The sequence below is a fragment of the Microbulbifer sp. A4B17 genome (genome assembly GCF_003076275.1).
GTDB lineage: Bacteria > Pseudomonadota > Gammaproteobacteria > Pseudomonadales > Cellvibrionaceae > Microbulbifer.
The window spans coordinates 2,055,706-2,072,621 of record NZ_CP029064.1 but is presented as its reverse complement, the minus strand read 5'-3'; the positions used below and the strand labels follow the sequence as shown (position 1 = coordinate 2,072,621).

Annotated in this window: 14 protein-coding genes and 1 pseudogene; 4 read left to right on the top strand and 11 right to left on the bottom strand. The window is 43.2% G+C overall.

From position 1 onward, the window contains the following. Positions 1 to 17: 17 nt before the first annotated feature. Positions 18 to 86, bottom strand: a pseudogene (locus BTJ40_RS23135) (hypothetical protein); the annotation flags it as partial. 14 nt (positions 87 to 100) lie between these two features. Continuing rightward, the gene (locus BTJ40_RS09390) at positions 101 to 2,668 is read right to left on the bottom strand and encodes a hypothetical protein (protein ID WP_108732842.1); all 2,568 of its coding nucleotides are present in this window, start codon (positions 2,666 to 2,668) and stop codon (positions 101 to 103) included. A gap of 954 nt (positions 2,669 to 3,622) precedes the next feature. On the opposite strand from BTJ40_RS09390, the gene BTJ40_RS22495 reads away from it, so the two are divergent. After that, complete coding sequence (locus BTJ40_RS22495; RefSeq protein ID WP_192879396.1) at positions 3,623 to 4,312, top strand: hypothetical protein; 690 nt, start codon at positions 3,623 to 3,625, stop codon at positions 4,310 to 4,312. A 986-nt stretch (positions 4,313 to 5,298) separates the two neighbouring features. On the opposite strand, the gene BTJ40_RS09380 is transcribed toward BTJ40_RS22495, so the two are convergent. Next, on the bottom strand, positions 5,299 to 6,156 hold the full coding sequence (locus tag BTJ40_RS09380) for a delta-class carbonic anhydrase (RefSeq protein WP_108732841.1): 858 nt from the start codon (positions 6,154 to 6,156) through the stop codon (positions 5,299 to 5,301). A 417-nt stretch (positions 6,157 to 6,573) separates the two neighbouring features. Here BTJ40_RS09380 and BTJ40_RS09375 point away from each other — a divergent pair, with 417 nt between their 5' ends. Beyond that, the gene (locus BTJ40_RS09375; protein WP_108732840.1) at positions 6,574 to 7,515 is read left to right on the top strand and encodes an IS110 family transposase; all 942 of its coding nucleotides are present in this window, start codon (positions 6,574 to 6,576) and stop codon (positions 7,513 to 7,515) included. A 35-nt stretch (positions 7,516 to 7,550) separates the two neighbouring features. Here the strand turns inward: BTJ40_RS09375 and BTJ40_RS09370 are convergent, their stop codons facing one another. The 4 genes from BTJ40_RS09370 to BTJ40_RS09350 all read right to left on the bottom strand — a co-directional run bounded on the left by BTJ40_RS09370 (position 7,551) and on the right by BTJ40_RS09350 (position 10,314). Beyond that, positions 7,551 to 7,844 carry a hypothetical protein gene (locus tag BTJ40_RS09370; protein WP_108732839.1) on the bottom strand — a complete coding sequence of 98 codons (294 nt, stop codon included), beginning with the start codon at positions 7,842 to 7,844 and terminating at the stop codon, positions 7,551 to 7,553. 102 nt (positions 7,845 to 7,946) lie between these two features. Then, positions 7,947 to 8,435: a hypothetical protein gene (locus tag BTJ40_RS09365; protein WP_108732838.1), complete on the bottom strand. Its 489-nt coding sequence runs from the start codon at positions 8,433 to 8,435 to the stop codon at positions 7,947 to 7,949. 483 nt (positions 8,436 to 8,918) lie between these two features. Continuing rightward, entirely contained in the window at positions 8,919 to 9,260 is a 342-nt protein-coding gene (locus tag BTJ40_RS09355) for a hypothetical protein (protein ID WP_108732836.1), read from the bottom strand. A 472-nt stretch (positions 9,261 to 9,732) separates the two neighbouring features. Then, entirely contained in the window at positions 9,733 to 10,314 is a 582-nt protein-coding gene (locus BTJ40_RS09350; protein WP_157953982.1) for an HAD family phosphatase, read from the bottom strand. Positions 10,315 to 10,493: 179 nt separating this feature from the next. Here BTJ40_RS09350 and BTJ40_RS09345 point away from each other — a divergent pair, with 179 nt between their 5' ends. Then, positions 10,494 to 11,876 carry an amidase family protein gene (locus BTJ40_RS09345; protein ID WP_108732834.1) on the top strand — a complete coding sequence of 461 codons (1,383 nt, stop codon included), beginning with the start codon at positions 10,494 to 10,496 and terminating at the stop codon, positions 11,874 to 11,876. Positions 11,877 to 11,888: 12 nt separating this feature from the next. Here the strand turns inward: BTJ40_RS09345 and BTJ40_RS09340 are convergent, their stop codons facing one another. The 4 genes from BTJ40_RS09340 to BTJ40_RS09325 all read right to left on the bottom strand — a co-directional run bounded on the left by BTJ40_RS09340 (position 11,889) and on the right by BTJ40_RS09325 (position 15,824). Next, positions 11,889 to 12,770, bottom strand: a complete 882-nt coding sequence (locus BTJ40_RS09340) for an SMP-30/gluconolactonase/LRE family protein (RefSeq protein ID WP_108732833.1) — start codon at positions 12,768 to 12,770, stop codon at positions 11,889 to 11,891. Positions 12,771 to 12,827: 57 nt separating this feature from the next. Continuing rightward, positions 12,828 to 13,652, bottom strand: a complete 825-nt coding sequence (locus BTJ40_RS09335) for a transporter substrate-binding domain-containing protein (protein ID WP_108732832.1) — start codon at positions 13,650 to 13,652, stop codon at positions 12,828 to 12,830. Between the two features lie 362 nt (positions 13,653 to 14,014). Next, on the bottom strand, positions 14,015 to 15,157 hold the full coding sequence (locus tag BTJ40_RS09330; protein WP_108732831.1) for a methyltransferase: 1,143 nt from the start codon (positions 15,155 to 15,157) through the stop codon (positions 14,015 to 14,017). 73 nt (positions 15,158 to 15,230) lie between these two features. Beyond that, on the bottom strand, positions 15,231 to 15,824 hold the full coding sequence (locus BTJ40_RS09325; protein ID WP_108732830.1) for a TetR/AcrR family transcriptional regulator: 594 nt from the start codon (positions 15,822 to 15,824) through the stop codon (positions 15,231 to 15,233). A gap of 706 nt (positions 15,825 to 16,530) precedes the next feature. Between BTJ40_RS09325 and csrA the strand changes: the two genes are divergently transcribed. After that, entirely contained in the window at positions 16,531 to 16,719 is a 189-nt protein-coding gene (gene csrA / locus BTJ40_RS09320) for a carbon storage regulator CsrA (RefSeq protein WP_108732829.1), read from the top strand. Positions 16,720 to 16,916: the final 197 nt, after the last annotated feature.

Here is a 16,916-nt window from a genome sequence, read left to right as displayed (position 1 = left end):
TTTGTCTGGCCTCTTGAGTTATCACCCCAACATGTTACCTGTTGATCATCTTGTAAAACACAGGTATGTAACCCTCCAACTACCACTTGAACGGGAGTTCCTAGGTCACCTGGTACATCAGTCTGACTAACCGTATTATTTCCCCAACACGCAACATTAGTCCCGTCATGTCCACACGCATGGTAATCAAACATATCAATTTGCTGAGCATTCTTAAGACTAGCTGGTGGAACATTAAGTCCGTAACTCCCCCCCCCCAACAGTTGATATCGCCAGATAACGTAATAACACAAGCTGTATTTGTCATTGTTGCAACATGAAGTGCAACTGCATCGTTTATGGGGTTAATCTGCAAATCAGTAATCATCGTTGATTCATTGCCCCAGCATAAAACGTCATTACCCTGTAGCGCACAAATTCCAGATGAACGATTGTGGGCAACTCTGCTAGGTGCAATAAGATTATCAGGGGTCGGATGCTCATCAATAAGTCCCCAGCAAGTAATCTCATTGTTTATTAACGCACAGCTAGAGTAAGTACTCAAAGAGAGATCATCTATTGGTACATATGGAATACTGTTGGGATCAGCTGGATCTGTAGAAGCATTGAATTCTTGAAGATTAGTATAACTATCACTATCGAGATCCTCATCAGCATCATTTACGTTAGGCTGCAAATTGTACAGAACCTCCCAACCATCAGTCATTCCATCAAAATCTGAATCGGCGGACAATGGATTAGTATGATAACTATTAATCTCATCATGATCAGTGAGAAGGTCATTATCATCATCTAAATCCATATTGTTACCAATACCATCACCATCAGTATCAATCGACTCATCAGCATCCAATGGGAATTGATCGTTAGTGTCCAGTACGCCGTCATTATCGTCATCGACATCAATATTGTTACCAATGCCATCTCTATCCGTATCAACTGATTCAGTGGCATCTAGTGGAAATGCATCTTCTATATCCGATACACCATCTCCGTCGTCATCGTTATCACCATTATTACCAATGCCATCGTTATCTGTATCAACCCACTCAGAACCATCCAGCGGGAATGTATCAACCGCGTCCAGTACCCCATCATTATCATCGTCATCATCGGCGTTATTACCGATACCATCCCTATCAGTATCTAACCACTCCATGGGGTCTAATGGGAACTCATCTACTGAATCAACTGCACCATCATTATCAGTATCTATCTGAGACAAGGAGCAGCCTTCACTATTAACAGATTCACCATCATTTGTACCGGGGCAGAGATCATCTGGATTAAATACCCCATCATTATCCGAATCCAAAGTGGCAGGATTAATTGCGGTAATTTTAATATCATCCAGCGCCATGTCCCCCATATACCCGCCTACCGCTGTTGCGCGGAATCGAAGCTGAGTAAACCCATAGCTACTCAGCTCTAAACTTACCTTTGTATAAGTGGTTGAAACACCGGTATGTTGTTCACCAGAAACTGTCCAAACATTGTTGGTCCAGGCTCCGTTTGAATAGCCATCTACCGAAAGCGACCCAATGTCGCTACCGTACATGTGGTAACTGAAGTCCAGATAGATATTAGTATCAAGTAGTACTGGTCCTAGCAGAATTGCACTGTCTCCATTGGAGTTTGCACCTCCTGAAGAAGTTTCCAAATAGACATAATAACTACTGCCGCTCGCTCCGCCTGGGGGGCCAGTACTAACCGAAGGTGTACTGCCAGTGTGACGGCTCCAGTTCTTATTATCCTCTGATAAAATGTTAACCCAATCACCGAAACCAAGCTCGAAATCATTACTGTAAAGTACTAAAGGTGCATCCTTATCCTTTACAGTAATTTTAAGCATTGCATTATCAGTGAAACTACCATCGGACACCTCAACAATAAAACTATTTACAGCGACATCACTTTCAAGAGGTGTGCCACTCAGACTGCCATCTGCAGCAACCGATAGCCACTCGGGGCCGGACACTTTACGAAAACTGAGGAGATCACTATTAACATCTATAACATCGTCTAGGATACTGCCAGTATAAACTGAACCCTCACGGGCATCAGGCTTTTCAATTTCATCCTTCAAAAAAGTCGGAGCAACTGGACCAGTAACCGCCTCCTCAATAACGACATTGTCTATCGCTATATCACCCATATAGCCTCCTACCGCTGTTGCACGGAAGCGTATCTGGGTTACAGCATAAGAACTTAAGTCAACATCTGCTGAGATATATGAAGCTAAACTAGTACTTTGTTGCTGTCCAGAAATCAACCAAACATCATTGATCCAGCTCCCATCTGAATACACATCCACCGCTAGAGAACCGACATCACTGCCATACATGTGGTACTCAAATCTCAATTTAATACCAAAACCAGAAATCACCGGGCCTTGTAGTATTGCCGAATCACCACTGGCATTTGCACCATCAGATGAGGTTTCCAGAAAGACATAATAGCTACTGCTAGCACCGCCATGGGGGCCGGTGCTACTTGAAGGTGTTCCCAAGGAACCTAGGGTCCACTGATCGCTGTCACCACTTGACACATTGATCCAGTTACCAAAACCAGATTCAAAGTCATCAGAAAACAACGTTACCTGAGAAAAACTATTAGCAGAGAAACCAATTAAAATTACGTATAGAAAACAGGAAAGGATACGATCCATCCGAACACTCCATATCACAAAACAATCCTTGGAAGGCCAAAATCAAACACAGATTCTTAGCAAGCTAAGCCTAGCTTACCAATTAAATAGGCCGAATTTTCACAACGCCAGTCTATCAGGAAGTAGCTAGGATGCAATAAATACCGCCTATAAAAATCCTTATCATTTATCCCCCCAAACTTTCCATAACAACAAATACTGTGTTTGACATCAAAAATATAACAGATAAATTACACAAGCTGAGTAAAGCCATTTACTTACCGTGAAATTTATATATTTATTATCCGATTCCAACTTAAGAAAAAAACTAATATATTAACTTGAAATAAATAGCTTTAAATTTTGCATGCCACAAAAACGCTATTTTTACCCCCTCAAACCCCCACTCAAGCCCAGCATTCAAACAAACAATTTTTCAATTCACCAATAGATAAAAATATTTTAGATAACTTTAAAAAAATATAAATGGAAATTAAAAATCATCACACCCTAGAAATAACCAGCAATAAACCACCCCATAAAATAGAACGATTAAAATAACAGGAAGAAAAATATTAGATAAGCACACTTATCACAGCTTTATCAAATTACCCGCAAATCATTCAGATATCACAGATTCAAAACGAGGTTATCAACCAACTTAACTCACTTCAGCCTGGAGAATCCACCTTCTCAAAATTACACCTACAAATTAAAGCTACAGAGGGACTCAACCAAGATAACCATATATAAAATATAGCTTTAAGCGTACAATTTAATTCACATCGGAAATAGATAATATTTCTAACTTAAAGGCCATTTAGCTTCATTACATTGATATGGCGGAAGATGAACACCTTGTAGCTGTTCTAGCTGCCAAAAATTACAATAGCATACAGCAGCTTGATTGACTCATGTAAAGCAATTATTGTCGACAATGCATTATTAACTCATATTGGACAATGGAAATGGACAATGGAAGATATAATGGAAACAATTACAGCGCCAAAGAGCACTGTAACAGATAGCACAAATAGGGATTTTAGGCCTTATCGATCATTCCGCGTTAAAATCCTGGCTGCAACGAGGATAGAAGATAGTCTCGCCATAGATTCCAAATATTATGACGAATTACTAACCTCTTCAAATGCATCGAATGTTTGGTCTTTGTACATGCTTCAATCTCTTGACTGTATGATTGAGGCTTCTCAAGCAGCCGTTGATTCACTTGATCAGCTCAAGGATACTCTCTCAGAGGTTTTAACCCTTGATGCGGATTCTCTTTTAAAAATGATTCGTGCCAATACAGAAATTGATGAAACATTGGCAATGGCTCTAAAAGAGGGAATCAAGAAGTACGGCACAACTGAGAAGTGGCTTTTGACACTGCGGCAAGCACTTGTAAGTAGAATAGAGATCAGCAAGGAAGGAAAACACTTTATTGAACAGGTTCAGGAAGGACGCGCCCCCGAAAGGGCTCAACTTTACCCAATCTTGACTTATCTTCACGATGAATCTCTCGCATTGATTTTTTGCTTGCTTGGAGGGCTCACAATGAAGGCAATCTGTGTTGTTACCTTGCTAATTGCCCTCGCACCTCACAGCCCTAGCGAGCCACCACCTCCTCCGCCTCCACCACCACCACCACCACCTTCCGATGACTAGCAGCTTGACCAGCTCTACTATCAGGGGAGCTATTTTGGGGATATTACCTATTACAGTGTGAATTCAGCAGGCTCTTATTCTCAGCGCCTGATACCAAGAGTTACCGTTGCCAACAAGGGCGGCCTAAGCTAAGCGTAGGCCGGCCAACCCAACCAACAGACGAATGAATTTTCTTTATCCAATTATATACAGCTAGATTAGTTATACCCCCTCCATCCAAACATCATATTGCAGAATATTCTCTTTGATTTATTATGATCAACATCTACTTTTCAATTAAGACATATCGCTTGATTCAAGCATACTGTTACCATCACCTGAAAAACTTTATTATTAAAAACACTCTTTGATAGCGATATTTACACAAGTAAAAACTCGCCCTCTATTCTGGTAACAACAACTTTCATTATACACATTGATACACACGTATTGTGCAGCGCCTTAAAATAGCGATTAAAAGTTATAGGGTAGATAACTGTAAAACTTATATTTTGAGCTTTGAGTATATATCTCTCAGATCCTCTTCACTTTCCTGCCCCCATAGACACCACCAATATCCAGCCTTCTTGGATTTAATCAAGTTGAATTTTTCATAACTTCAGGATTATTTTTAATGATGACTATTAAGATTATTTTACCTTTCCCAACATGGGATCAACAAAGCATTTATTGACTGTAGAAAAAGAGGAACGCGTTCTAAACCCCCAAAATCACAGAACACCTTATAGCCATAATTATATATTCATAATCGCCTGCATCATTAATTGATAATTCTGTATAGACGTTAGATTTATATCTCTAAAGCTCACAAAAAATAGCACTCAAGAATACCCTTCGAGCGTTAAAATCCACCTCCCTTCCCTCATTTAGATTCCATCACTAGCATTTATAACCAACATAATGCCACCTTTAACGGAACAGATGCAAAAACACTATCTCCGCTAGATGGCAGCATTAGTCTCTTTATTATTTCCCTCAGATCAATATCAGTTCTCAATCTTAGAAAGAAGCTTTAAGTTTTGAATCAAGTTCCTTACACCATGAGCATGATCTTCGTTAAAGACATTGCCTTTACACCACTCTCCTACAGAGGCAACATTGACTTTGGCAACTTTAGGGCGGACGCTCCAGGTGACTAAAAAAGGTGAGCCTTTCTCATTGTAACCAGGACCGGTAGTGGAACCTGAATACTGAATTGGCGTTCCAGTATTGTTAGGAATTCCCAAGGCTTGTTGAAAACCACCCCTTTCATCGTGTGCAGTTAACTTTGTGAAATCCAAAGCATTGGAATCATTCACCAAAACATAAACTTGCGTTTCTACACGTAATTGTGGATTTTTGATATCCTCGTGAAGACAGGCACCCAAGGTAGGGCCGGGTTTGATTCTGGCAGATGAGTGAACATAATGAACCTCAATGGTGTCTCCTGACTGAAGGCCGCCATGTGGGCTCCCGCACACCTCCTGATCCAGTGGAACTAACTCAGACCTGGACAGATTACCAGAATATTTATAACCTGACTGATAACCGCTCCCATCACCATTCCCTGCATAGATTGTAAATTCACCACCCTTGTGCTCAGCATTCTTGTGGAAGTGAATGTTGCACAGGTTCATGGACGTGTAATTTGGCGCGCTTCCCCCAAAAAAACTATTGTTACCGGCAACCGAGTCAATATCTCTTGGAGATTGTGGCCCAAAACCTCTCCCTGAGGTATTTTTCTCTAAATTTTCACGCTGATGTGCAATGACATCATCTGAAACTGCGACATGACCGCCTTCCGCAAAAACCTTGAAAGCTACTGTTATCGCCGCAGCAAAAACAAGAACTATTTTTATTCTCATAAGCCAACTCCTCTGATGGTTTGCATAATTACAAAGTAAATCTTAATTCGCTCTGATGGTATTTTTCCATACCCCAAACTGAAGCGGTTAACTTTTTCAACCTCACCTCTGCTCCCCACCCTCCATACGCCCGCAGTTGCGGACGACTTGTAGCGCCGAAGGAGCGGAAAGGAGTTCCGACAACCTGCGCTTGTATGGTTGTTCTTGCCCGATTCTGATGTTGAAAACCCTTTTCGCTAACGGGTAAATTGAGACCCACCTTCGGCGGCCACCGAAGGCCTTGTTTGTCACAGTTCGTTGCTGCGCCGGTTTAAAAAGACCGTTAACAAGTTGGAACGTGACAGACACTCACTAGGCATAACTCGAATAGTCATGTGGGCCTCAAGCCCGAATAGCAAGGCGGAGATAGCTTATCTTATGGAACCTCAAGAGATCAATGTCGGTATCGATACTAGTAGTAAACAACTAGATATTTATGTGAGACCTACTGGCCAATTCTCTAGTGTTACCAATAATAAAAATGGTATTAAGGATGCCATTAAACAGCTACAACCTCTTAAACCTCAAAGAGTGCTAATAGAGTCTACAGGAAGACTTGAATTAGAGTTTGTTTGCGCCGCAGAAAAAGCAGGGCTACCTATTGTTGTTTGCAACCCTTCGCAGATAAGAAACTTCGCTAAATCCGCAGGACGCCTCGCTAAAACTGACAAGCTAGATGCAATGGATATTGCACATTTTGGTGAGGCCATGAAGCCAAGACTGTCGGTGCTAAAACCAGAAAAGCTTAGGGAGATCAGTGACTTACTGGCTGTAAGAAGTCAGTGCTTAGAGATGAGTACAATGCAAAAGAATCGGCTTCAGAGGATGCCTAAATCAGTGCACAAACCTATCCAGACCATTCTAAACACCATCAAGAAAGAGCTACAAGGTATCGACAAACAACTGGATAAACTGGTTAACAGTGTGTCTGAGTGGCGGCAAAGGCGCGACCTGTTGTTGAGCGCTAAAGGAGTCGGAAATGTATTGGCCTATACGTTGATGAGCGAACTTCCAGAACTAGGAAAATTGAACCGTAAAGAAATCGCTGCACTTATCGGTATCGCTCCGATGAACCGTGATAGTGACAGCTTCCAGGGCAAACGATATATTCGAGGTGGAAGGCATCGTGTACGCACAGTTCTGTTTGTCTCCATCATGTCGACCATACAACATCATCCTAAATTAAAGCCGATGTATAAGCGACTAGTCGACGCTGGTAAACCTAAAAAGGTCGCTCTGATTGCATGTATGAGAAAGCAGATTACGATCCTGAATACGATGGTAAAGAATAACACCTACTGGGATGAAAGTATGGCTTAAAAACTTGACGAGCAACCATAGTCACATGTTATACCTCATTCGTATATTTTTCCAGCGTGTAATATTTGGGCCATACGTTTCCAAGGATTAACCTCTTTAGGCAGGACTGGCGAACCATTAATTGATGAGTTTGCCCATGCAGCGGACGCATCAAGATACTGCCCAATAGTCTCATGCTCCCATCCATTATGACCTCGGCCATATGGATTAGTTGGACTGGCCTTCTCATGTTCTTCCTCATCTAGTCTGTCAGCAGCAAGGGCTTCCAAGAATAGAATGAATGTTTCTTCGTTATGTACTTCGTCTTCGAGCTTAGCTAAATCTTTCATAAGGTATAACGCCCTCAATAACCGGCAGACCGCGCGAAGCATGGGCTGTCCGACAAAGGCCGCTCGCGGCCGGAGTGTAGTTGAACACCTTGTTAAAAGGCATTAGGTACGGCCTCGCAGCTTATTAAATAGATTGAGCCAGAAGGTAGACACGCTAACAAGCCATAAGCCAATGGCTAACTGGAACACCAAACCAGCTGGCCATAAAATGCTTGATGACGATATTTCCACTGTGTTTGGTATAAATGACAGTGAGCGAGGTAAATAAGCTAGAGCATTAACAACAAAGTATAAACCTGCTAGCTGAAACAATACTTTTTGAGAGTCACTACTCAGTGTTGCCTCGGAGTTGGATTTGGCACTCTTTAAAACTGAGTTGGCAGCTTTGTTGATTAAGAATACTGCGATGAGCCCGACTAGGATAAATGCCCCTATGAGGCCAACATATGCCTCCATAGGTATTTCTTGCTGCTGATATTGCTCAACGCTGGCGAACAGCATTACAAGGCTTGGCAAATTCAAGATGAGCTGAATTAAAAGCCAGATTGAAAATAGCCTTAATGCGATTGCTGTGACTTGCTGCGTAATCATGTTTTGCCTTTTAACGCCAAGGTTTCGTGCGCCCCAGCCGAAGGCGACAACACCACTTTGTTAAGTGTCGGGAGCATGTTGATACCTCGTAATAGTGAATATTTTGATTACACCGCATTCCTCTCGGTTTACTGGTTCATAATTAGCACAGTAATTAGGCTCGTAACCAGAAACACTTTTTTCAGACATTAACTGAGGACAAAGATCACTAGCCTTGCCATTCACAAAATAGGTTTGACCATTACCAAGCTCGCCAGTACTAAACACTACTCCTAATTCACCCCTTGCCAGAGGGCCGCAATCGTATGGTTTCAACCGAATCTTTTCAGAGAAACAGGGCGCTGATAGAAACATTGCTAGTAATAGAAAGAAGGCTTTATTCATAGTGACGTTTAACGCCTTGCTAAGGGGCAGCCGAAACGCAGTGTAGGCTGTCCCGCGGAGGCCGCGCCTTTTGCGGCCGGAGTGAACTTGAGCAACTTGTTACATGCTTGCATATTTTCGGTACTTTGGTTGCTCTAGCTCATCACTTAAATAGCTGGCGATTGTTTTTATTAATGAATCTCCGCTCTCACAATAGGCCATAACATAAGCTCCAGACCAGTTGTCCCAGCCTAAACCTAACTTAGTGCCATTTAGCTCAATTTCAGCCACTACCTCACTGAGCCCAATAGCTGGTGAGCCAACAGGCAAATACCCAAATTGGTTTTGCAGAAGCTCGCCTAATACAGGAACGAACTCCGATTTAGCATCAAGTATTTCGTAGCTAAGGTGACCGTTTGAAACGGTGACTGTTTTACCTGATAAATCTTTCAGTGTACTCATGGCATGTAACATTTATATAGTAATCATTCTGACCACTATTATATTGACTACTATCTCATAATCAATCTGCCGCCACCACTACAGTTTCCCATTGGAAATCAGCTAGTTACACTAAAATGGCACGATTAAACAAACTACAAAAACGATCACTATGACTACTATCTCAATTTCACCCTACTCACGTAACCCCATAATTTATTAGTGTTTTTCACAAATTTTCAGCCGACCCCAGAAATAACACTCATCATGATCATATTTCACTAAGCTGGCACTTACTAACTGCGTGTAAATTATAGTCCGACAAACATTCAAATGAACTTAACCGTGAGCAAGCTCCTGAAAATTACAATTTAGAAAGAGTAAGCGTCTTGAGGGCCGGCATGGCTGGATGGTTTAAGTAAATTTTAAAGGCCAGGTAATTACCTCTACAAAATAGTCTGTTAGATCTCTAACCTATCTTACTAGCAAAAGCCTATTTTTGAACATTAATACGCTCTAACACTTCCAATACCGACTCAAAGCCCTTGGTATGAAACGCATTCATACCCACCTTATTCGCCACATCTACGTTTCTAGGAATATCATCCATGTAGACAACACTACTGGCTTCAACTTCCAGCTGTTCAAGCGCGTGTTTGAAAAACTCTTCATCGGGCTTTGCCATGCCTATAAGGTGGGAAGCGAATATTCGGCCCAAATATTTATGTGCATTAAATTCATGGGTGATGCGCGGCCAGTGAAGTTCATTGGTATTTGTCAATGCGGCCACTCTGTACTTTTTCTCTAGAGAACTGAGTAATTCAATTGCTCCTGGATAGAATCCTGCTGGCCAGTTTGTGAAGTGATCGATAATAGTCTCTATCGATTCCTCTATTTCCAATTGAGACTTTAAAGCGTTTGCAAATTCTTCTGTGGTGATTTCTCCTCTCTCAAACTGCCTTACAGGACCGGAAATAATGACATCTGTCACAGGCGCTTTGCCGGTTGGCAATGGGCGACCTTTTAGCTCTATTAGTACGCCGCCGAGATCAAACAGTAATACATCAACTTTCAAAATCCATAACCCTCATACTTTAACGCCCAGAAACGAGCTACGCACTCTTCACTATCAGGTACTTCTCGGAGAGACCAAGGCTAGTGCTATCAAATTAGCCAATATCATTCTTATCGTCCCACTTTCTTCCTCTCTATGATCTAAGATCCCAAGTACAATCAGAAGCTAGTAAGCAAACTATGACCACATCCCTTCATGACCTTGTCGAGATGGTACTCACGAGAAAGATCTCTGCGGTATCACTGATTGAAGAAGCTTGTGACAATGCCGTCGCTCATTCAGAGCTTAATGCATTTATCCGTCTTGATCGGCATGGTGCACTTAAGAAAGCAAAAACCATTGATAAGCAGTTGGCATCGGATGGTCACCGGAAACCTCTCGCAGGTATCCCAATCGCAGTTAAAGACAATATCAATGTAAAAGGTATGCGAACTACTGCCGGGACCCCTGGCATAAACTTTTTGCCCGAAAACTCAGCACCAGTCGTTGAGCGACTAGAGAAGTGTGGCGCCATAGTGATCGGGAAGACCAATCTACATGAACTCGCCTTCGGCGTAACTTCTAACAATGCCGCATTCGGTGCAGTAAGGAATCCCTGGGACATCTCTTGCTTCCCCGGCGGTTCATCGGGTGGCACCGCCGTAGCGGTAGCTGCTGGAATCGTGGCTGCAGGCCTTGGCACCGATACTGCAGGCTCCATCAGGTTACCAGCAGCCCTAACTGGCGTTGTAGGCTTTAGGCCTTCAACTGGAAGCCTCAGTAGTAAGGGGATAGTACCCTCTGTGCCGGCCTTTGACACCGTTGGCTCGATGACAACTAATGTCGAAGATACTGCATACTTGTTTGAGGTGATGACCGGTACCTCCCTACCTAAATACAAACCAATCAATCAGTTGCGCCTGGGGCTTGCCCATCCATTGTTTGACAATCTCTCCCCAGGGGTCAACAGGTCTTTCACTGCTCAACTAAAAGCCCTCTGTGATATGGGGGTAAACTTGGTAGAATTCGATCTATCACCAGTAGTCACCGCCGCTCTCGAGGTCGGATTCCCCATTGGTTTTCATCAAATGGAAACCGCCATGACCCACTTTTTATCGAAATACCAACCACAAACACAATTGGAAGAGGTGGTAGCAATGATTAAAAGTGATGATGTAAAAGCGGTCTATCAAGAATCGGTACTTGGCCCCGAGGCGCCCTCAGCTTCCACCTATCAAACGGCCTTGAGGAGATTGCCTGTCGTGCGAGAAACCTACTCGGAGATCATCAAACAACATCAGCTGGACGCTATCGTTTTTCCAACAGCACCTATAGAAGCACAACCTATAGAAACATCCTCAAATCAACTTGAGCTAAATGGCAAGACACTTCCCACCCTGGACACACTGATATATAACAATGTCGCAGCACCAGTCACTGGCGCCCCGGGTATCAGTATTCCCATAGGGGCTGGCGCCAATGGCTTACCTGTGGGTCTGGAGCTGGATGGGACGCCCGGTGCAGACTTGGCACTACTCTCTATAGCGAGAGAGATCGAAAGGATAATAGCCCCCAAAAAGTAGGCCACTCTCTCATCATCCTTCCCCACCCGGTACGGTTTTCCATATAGCGGAATTACTCGATGAGTAAAAAGCTTCTCCATCAGTTGCTACGCTATACACCCCACCGGGAACAGGGTAAAGGAATACCAGAGAACCATCTTTGCGATAGTGGCGCAACCCATCCCCTGCTGCAACCCAAAGATCATTTCTCGGGCCAACAACAATAAAACCATCAGGAATCCCCACTGGAGTTGACAACACCCAATGCTTGTCTCCCAAATGGTCCGGGGATAGCAAAGCACTAACATAAATGTCTTTTGTTTTGCTCGGGTCGTAGGAGCTCTTTCCATCTATAGCCGCTGTATCACCAAAATAAATATTGGTACCCATTGGTGAGATAGCCAAACCATGGGGCATTATGTATTCGTTTGCCAAGCGGGTTAGTTTTTCTGTTGAAATATTGAATGCATAGAACGCTGGCGGCAACTTTGGCTCAGGCTTGAAGCCCTGGTTATGCCCGTAATTCGGATCAGAAAAGTAAATCCAGCCAGAGGGTGACTGTACAACTTTATTCGGTGAATTAAAGGGTTTTCCTTTATAGTTATCTACCAGTACTTCACGTTGTCCATCGGAAAGATGTATACGGCTGATAGCGCCAGGGTTTCCTCCTATTCCCTGCTCTGCCACCAACAAATGCTCACTATCATTACTTAGCCACATACTATTCGCCATATTGCTTCTTGTCTTCCAGGTTACAACCTCACCAGTAGCAAAATCGTAGTAACGAATGGCAATCTGAGGAGTCTTAGAATCCAGATTCGGAACGCTTGAGAAGTACAGTCGATTTTGAGAAGGCACGTAAACAAGACCTTCATGCGCATCTGTTTCCACTAAGATCGAATGGGTATCCTGCACCGGCGTGCCCCCTCAGTAGATAATGACTATAGCGATACAAAGATCAGGACAATCACTTCACGGTGACTCACTAAGGTTATCGCTGGGGTCTCTTGTTGGCCCCACGCTGGAAACGGCTTTGTCCAATATCCTGCTAATTTCTCCACTCGCCTTAAGGCTTTCCAGCACTGTATTTAGGCGCTCGAGCAACTCTTTATTGCCCTTCTTGACACCGATACCAAAGGGTTTCGGCGGGAAATCTCCACTAATATTTACCAATCGATATAGCGTTGGGTAAGCCGAAGCCTTCCGCAAAAGTATCAGATTAATAATATCATTGGAGGCTGCATCAGCATTTCCACTTTGAACGGCCTCCAAAGTCGCCGAGCTTGTGGGAGCGACTATTAATTTTGCTCCTTTCAGTGAAGGCAATACAGCACGCATTCGCTTAAGGGAAAGCGACCCTTTAGTTACTGCAATTCGCTTACCCTCCAGGTCACTAAAACTCTCGATGTCACTATCTTCATGAACCAGCAACCCCTCTCCGGTGACGTAATAAGGAATTGTAAAATCTACTTCTTCTTCCCGTTCCGGCGTGATAGTAAACTGGGATACCACCATATCCACCCTTCCATCCTGAAGGGCCTGTACACGATCCTCATCCAGAACCCGGATAAGCTTGATATAACCAGGGCCACCAAATAATCTTTCTCCAATTGCCCTGACCAGATCAGGTTCAAAGCCTTCGATAGCGCCAGATGATGGATCTCTATAGGCCAAGCCGGGAATATCATAAGTTACCCCGGCAATGAGCTCCCTGTCTTCCAGGTCGGCCCAAGCGTACCCAGCATAAATGAGCGAAAAGACCACCATAAAGCCTATTAAACGAGGCACTAGATACATGGTAAAGATCCAGCAATTTCAAATATATTGGCTTAAGACCTCTAAACAACTCCGTGATACTCCTACTGCCGATGACGCACAAATGCTGTAGTTTTGCCCTCAAGGACTGCCCTACAGGGTTTCATAGATGCTGTGCATCGGAAACTTTTTCCCACTCACGGAGAGAGGTTACAGGTAAAATATAGGCGTATATAAAACCAATACAGGCAATACTGCACTTTAAGCTACAGTGGCTTTAAATAGAAATTGGCATACCTATGTACCTATCAGTGTCAAACAACCTGTTTATGACCCCAATACAACAAGCAGAACAATTAAAAGACCCCCTCTTATCAGTTACAGCGCACAATCTGTGCCTCTATTTACGAGCTAGTTGACTGGTTTTTCTTCCTTAATACCATCAGTTTTGCAAAAGTGCGTACACATACCGTCTCAAACAAGTAGAAGGGGCTCTCGCTAAATAGCTGCCCCCACTCCCTGGCGGTTCGCTCCCTACCTCGAGTCCCCATCAACATCTGCATGTCCATGGCGGCCAAATTGAGATCCGTGCCTTTCTCGGGTAATACAGCGTCAACAATAATCAGGGTAGCGTGGTATTCCTGCATCGAAGAATAGATATTTTCAAGGAGTATCTTTGCCTTACAATCACTCAGCAAGTGAAAAACAGCTGTACACAAGTAAACATCTTTGTCACTAATAGATACCGGGAGCATATCTTTAATGATATCTGCCGAAAAGAAGTCCAGTCGCTCTTCTACTGAATCACTCAGCATATTTTTCCAGTACTCCCTCGCAGACACCTCCACATTACCCCTATCGACCACTACCGCACTTATGTGCGTGTATAAAGAAAGAATACTTGCACTTTTGCTACCTTTCGCCCCACCCAGGTCAATAATCCTATCGAAAATTCTCCAATCAAAATCTTGAAGATATTGTAACCCGGTGAGATTATCGACCGTGTCCATAGCATCCGAAAAAAGGGAACTAACGGATGGATTATCATTCATATAATCAAACATCTCTTGAGCATAAATACCTTCAAAAGGCACGCTTCCCTCTTTAATATGTTTTTCAAATTCGTTAAACCAGGGCATGCTAAATTCTGGGGAGTTATGCATAAGCACCATGCTTTTTACACTGTTGCTGGCATCACTGCGCAACACCTCAGAATTTCGATTGTGTGAAAAATGCCTGGCTTTTACCTCCTTAAAAATACCCATTGCGCAAAGCATCCTCATCAATCGATATAGATACTCTTTATCCGCGCCACAATCATTCGCCAGTTTTTCTATAGGAACGACTCCACTCTCAATATAATCAGCTACATTTAATCGCGCTGCGGCATATAGACATCGAGATTGCCAAAATAGCGACCCAATTTGCATTACTCGAAATGGCGGAGGCACTAGAATATTAGGAATATTACAAATGCTATAAATCGTATTGGAAGCACGTTGAAATATCCAATTTAGAATTCTATTTCTTTGCATTGATTTGGGCATAAGAACTCCTCAGAAATAACATCTGATTAAATATAGATGTAAGAGATCGACCCCAATTTACGGGGCCTTATCGCTACAAGCTCTGCAATCCTGACCTTAGTATTCGGCCATTAAACTCAGCAAGCTGCTTTAAGAAATCGGGGTCCATTACATGCCCCATTTGCTCTTCTAGGACAGGTTTGGCTAGCATCGGCAACATCGCTAAACTGACAAATGAAATCCTGAGCAGATCATACTTCGGGTTGTCAGGCAGAGCTTCTTCACCTTTAATTTCTGCCAGCCGGCGAGATCCCCGCTGGCGCCCTCGCTCTAAGAGCTGACGAATCACATTTTTCCCAGGACCCTGATTAAGAGCCATTACTTTCAAGATCAAAGCCGGAAACTTGGGATTCTTTTGCATCGTGGAATAATAGAGATCAAAGAAATCCCCAAAATCCCAGTCGCCATCAAGGCTGAGTTGCTCTACCGCATCAATCAGTGGCAGGAGGGTTTGGCGAATCATATCTTCATAGAGTCCATCCTTACTACCAAAGTAATATCGAATCATTGACACAGCCACTCCAGCTTTTGCAGCAATCTGGCGAGTTGTAACCCGATGATATTCATCGTTCAAAAAGCACTCTCGCGCAGCATCAATCAGCCGATTGGCAACATCCGACTCCTGCATACCCCCACCTATTCCTAGCTAGCTTGCAAGAGAGGCTAACAAGGTATCCCAATGGCTTCCAGGCTATTTGTTGTTCAATATAGGGGGTTTGTACGATTAGTTAAGACTACTCTCAGCCTTACCAGCTGTATTAATTATTTAAAAAATCCAATATAGAAGTTAATAAAGGCATTTAACCCTCACTGGAAATAGAATTATCAATTGCGGACAGTTTAAGAAAATACGAAAAAATATAGGCACTAAAATGATCTTATTGGATTTTATTAAGTTTGTTTTAGTGTCAAAGCTGCGTAAAATTGATGGATATTTATCGGAATTAGAGTCTTACTGAACAGTTTTTTAAGGATCGTTGATCCAAACAAATCCAAGACTCATTTCTCAGAGGAGAACAGTAGCGTGACGTAAAAGTAAGTAAAAGGCGCTGACCCAAGGTGCGCCAACACCAGGGGCCAGCTAACCAAATTGATAAATCACCTATCAAGATGGCTGTATGCATAGTACGCTAGAAACCCGCTCGTCTTCAATAAAGTCGAGAAGATCCAGTAGCTTGGAGCGATATCCCAAGCTCTGGGAGCGTAGTGCCCGCCTTTTCTTCTTTTATGCTTACCGTTCTCGCGCTCCCCCCCCGCCCTTCCCGCAATCACGACTTTCTAAGCCTTCCGGTTTCGGAGCCCAAAAAATAGCTTGAAATTCAGTAGGAAAAAATATGTTGATCTTGAAGCGTCGGACTGGTGAAAACCTAAGAATTGGAACAGACATCTCGCTCAAAGTACTGGAGGTTAAGGGTAACCAAGTAAAGATCGGGATCCATGCCCCCAAATCCCTAGCAGTTCACCGCGAAGAAATTTATAGACGTATTCAAAGGGAGCAGAAACTCAGTAACAGAAAACGCTGAGAATCAACTTCCCCTTAAATGAGGGCCCACAGCGGGCCTCAACCACAATCTATCGACCAAGGTTTTCCAACTCTTTCACAAAGAGCAACTCACTAAGCCAGCCCAAAAGAAATCCATAGGCTTCTTGAGTATCCCCCCTAAGTTAGCGCCCATACATCCTGGCCCGCTAAATCCAAAGTCACTAAAACTACCACCTT